The sequence below is a fragment of the Turicibacter sp. genome (genome assembly GCF_017941855.1).
Classification (GTDB): domain Bacteria; phylum Bacillota_I; class Bacilli_A; order MOL361; family Turicibacteraceae; genus Turicibacter; species Turicibacter sanguinis.
On sequence record NZ_JAGAVR010000069.1, the window covers coordinates 1 to 3,789 of the forward strand.

A 3,789-nucleotide genomic window follows, 5' to 3' on the forward strand; every position below is an offset into this window, starting at 1 on the left:
AAGGTCCTGTTTTAAATAAGTGTTGATAATAAAACACAAAAAAGCTCTATTGAAATGCATGCATTCATCACGATAGAGCTTTTATAAAATAAGAAATATTAAGAAGCGAATTGTCCGATACAAACTTCTGTTTTGTAATGAAAAGTTACTGTTCCGTTTTGTTGATATTTATTAAATAAATGAGTCAACTCCTCAACCATTTCAGTATATCTATCATCTGATTTTGAAGGCATATATGAAATGGAAGAAACATTTGAAATAAGTGCTTCCAATGTGGCAGTTTGATAATTATCAAAGTATGCTTTCACAAAATCTTGTCCTAAAAACTTGAGTTTTTCTTCATCTGGATTAAAATATAGATTCCCCGCAGTCATTTTAATTTCATAACGATGGATAATTTCAACATATTCTTTGATGAAAGCACTATCTTCCTCTAATGAGTTCCACACTGTCACGACATAACCATTCTCTTTCAAGATACGCTTAAATTCTATCCGACATTGTTCTTTATCAAACCAATGAAAAGCCTGTGCAACAGTTATCACATCCACACTATTTTCTTCTAAAGTAGTTTTTTCGGCTGACGCGCATACACATTTCAATTTAGTTTGAGAAGCACAATATTTTTTGCATTCATTAAGCATTTCATCATTAGGCTCAATAGCATAAACATGACATCCTAATTCACATAACATATTAGTTAATAATCCTGTTCCTGCACCAATATCTGCAATAGTAGAAGTTTCTTTAACCCCAAGATCTATCAACTTATTTAAAACTTCTACTGGGTAACTTGGTCTTCCATTTGCGTAATCTTTTGCTTTCTTATTAAATGCCTCTTTCATCTCCAATGTCCCCCCTCGACAAACAACTTAATGTCATATTTTATTAAGACAATAAGTTTTTAATATCAATTATACTTATTTTTTATAGGGATAAAATGGTTTAATGTCGCAGAATGCTCATCTCATTATCATTTAATATTTAATGAAAAATCAAATAAAAGCAGGCATTCTGGTTTTAATCGCATTGACCGAACATTCTGTGTAATTAGCCTGTGATAAGACATAAGCTTTTTCTATCTTAGTAGACTCACGTTCTGATTTAAATAATTCAATGAACTTGAACCAATACAAATAGTTTTGTAAGTGCTTGGTTGCCACGCCATTAAAATCACTCATAAATGATTTTAAACGACTATGAAGTGAATTGATATGTTGGATATGGTAAATATCTTTTTTTCTTCTTCCTGACTCAATCTTAACATGATTAAGTTGTAGTTCTTCTGATAGAGTTGCATACCCATGAGCACTATCTGTACATAAAATCGAATTAGCAGAAATATGGCCTTCATAGAATCGTTTAAGAGCAGGATATTGTAATCGTCCCGTACAAATTAATCCCATTTTAAGATTACCTAAACGGTCTAAGGCTGTTCCAACTGCCACTTGGTCACGAGATAATCCACGTTTCTTTTTCTTAGCTTGTTTATTTGTTTGACCACTTGAAGTACGAACACCTTTTTTATAACTTCTAACCTTTGTAAAGTTTCCTTTTCGGTTATATCTAAAGAATGTTTCATCAGCTTCTACTAATCCCTCTAAATCTCCAATACCGATGGCAGTTGCTAAGGCATCTAAAATTTTATGTCGCCAGAAAAAAGAGGTAGCAATGTTTATCTTGCACTCCTCAGCGCATTGACGAATCGTATATCCCGATAACATGCATTTAAGATATTGAAGCCATAACTTTGGTGATTTTTTAGAATGACAAGAAGGAGTAGCAGTTTGGTCACTAAAAGATTTATGACAAGAACGACATAGGTAACGTTGAAGACCTTTTTTAGTGCCATTTTTCACAATATGAGTTCCATGGCAAAAAGGACAAATATATTGTCCATCCGAATAGCGTGTTTCCTTAATTTCTTTCTGTAATCCTTCTAAATGAAAGTTGATATATTTCAACTCAACAAATTGAGCAACTTCTTCGAATTCACATTCAGATAACTTGGGAATTAAAGCTAATACCTTTTCTTTTATCGAATTATTCTTTTTTGCCATGGACTTTACCACCTAAACGAATGTTTGTACATTTATTATACTACACCAAATGACATGAGTTATGCGAAATTTTATCTTTATCAACACTAATTTAAAACAGAGCCTTGTATAAAAACAAATCTTCATTCTTACTTTGTACAATTAATTCAATTAATGGTTCTTCAGAGCAGATGTTCCAAAAACATGGAACATCTGCTTTTAAGAAATTGTGTTTTTCATTTAATGATTTCATAATAAATTCCCCTATTCATTCAAATCTTCTAATGTTGGTTTAATTTCTCGTATAATATGTTTAATAACTGAAATTTGACCATTGCTTGAACGATCATCTTCATGTCCTACCTCAAATTCAATGACTTTACCATACAGAAGATTCTTATCAAATGGCTCCAACGGATCAAACTGCTTCTCATCATCACTAAGTAAGATAGATAAATTTTGGTAATAGAATGAGTTATAGTTAGCATTTGGAAATAACGTCATCTTCAGTTCTTTGCTTTGTCCGAGTTCCTCTAATTCAACAGTCATTTGAATATAACTATTTCCGTTAGATGCTATTTTGGCATCTACCTGTTTAATTACCCCTACATGATATCCCTCAGAAACATGTGGGATTTTTCTTGGGACTCCCCCTACAAATGAGGCAGGACCTTTCGAAGCTGCTTTATACTTTAATGCTTGACTAAAAATATTTGAGTTAATGTTGGCTAATGTATTCATAAAAATCCTCTCCTTACTTAATCCAATTATTTGAGATTTTAGTTTCCACAATGATAGGAACACTTCGCACAAGTGTTTCCATCCCCCTAATCATCTGTTGTTCCAGGAATCGACTAGCTTCGATACAATCTGAATGAGGGACTTCAAGAATAATTTCATCATGGATTGAATTGACCAAACGCCAGTTAGAACGTTTCCCTGCCATGATTAAAGCTAAAGCTTCTTTTAAACCTTCCGCACAAGAAGCTTGTATAGCAAAGTTTAATCGTTGATTATCACTTAATAGATTTAGGCCATTCTCATTAGACCAATATCTTCCGCCTAATGTCTCTATATAAGTACTCGTCTTTAACTTATCCTGATAACTTTTTAATTCTGGATAACGATTGAGATATGCCTCTAAGAATCCTTTCGCATCTTCTTCGGATATCTTGTTCTCTTGAGCCGAATTTATTTTATTGGCTAAACCATAGGGGGTTAATCCATACACGATTCCGAAGTTTATAGCTTTAGCTATTTGCCGCTGCTCGGGTGTAATTAAATTAGAATTAAAAACAATAGACGCTGTATTCGAATGTAAATCAACGCCCTGATTTAAAGCTTCTATCAAATCTGGAATTTTTGCAATCTCGGCTAAAATTCTTAATTCAATCGTAGAATAATCACAAATAATAAACGAAAAGCCATCCGAAGCTTTAAAAAAAGCTTTCATCTCTTTAGGAATTGATTGGATATTTGGTTTTGAAGCAGTCATTCTTGATGTTTTGGTACCGATTGAATCCCAATCAGATCTCACTCTAGAATCTTCACACAAAAAACTCTTGAAATTTTTCCCATAAGAAGTCGTCATCTTTTTTAGTTTTCGATAAGCCAAAATATCCGACAAAAGTGAATACTTCCCCATGTGATTACTCAAGGTCTTTTCATCAGTTTTGCTTAGTGTTATCCCATTCTCATTTAATGCATTTTTCAACTGTACATACGAGTCAATATTGGAACATTTCAACTG

The 3,789-nt window shown here is 32.9% G+C and carries 5 protein-coding genes; all 5 read right to left on the reverse strand.

The features are described 5' to 3' along the window. Positions 1–98: 98 nt before the first annotated feature. Complete coding sequence (locus J6D32_RS08635; protein ID WP_195926977.1) at positions 99–845, reverse strand: class I SAM-dependent methyltransferase; 747 nt, start codon at positions 843–845, stop codon at positions 99–101. A 150-nt stretch (positions 846–995) separates the two neighbouring features. Then, a complete protein-coding gene (locus tag J6D32_RS08640) occupies positions 996–2,060 on the reverse strand; it encodes an IS1595 family transposase (RefSeq protein ID WP_195926978.1) in 1,065 nt (354 codons plus the stop codon). Between the two features lie 91 nt (positions 2,061–2,151). Continuing rightward, entirely contained in the window at positions 2,152–2,292 is a 141-nt protein-coding gene (locus J6D32_RS08645; RefSeq protein WP_287467554.1) for a hypothetical protein, read from the reverse strand. Positions 2,293–2,303: 11 nt separating this feature from the next. Beyond that, the gene (locus tag J6D32_RS08650; RefSeq protein ID WP_287467555.1) at positions 2,304–2,780 is read right to left on the reverse strand and encodes a hypothetical protein; all 477 of its coding nucleotides are present in this window, start codon (positions 2,778–2,780) and stop codon (positions 2,304–2,306) included. A 13-nt stretch (positions 2,781–2,793) separates the two neighbouring features. Next, a partial coding sequence (locus tag J6D32_RS08655; RefSeq protein WP_287467557.1) for a DNA polymerase occupies positions 2,794–3,789 on the reverse strand: 996 nt, incomplete at its 5' end.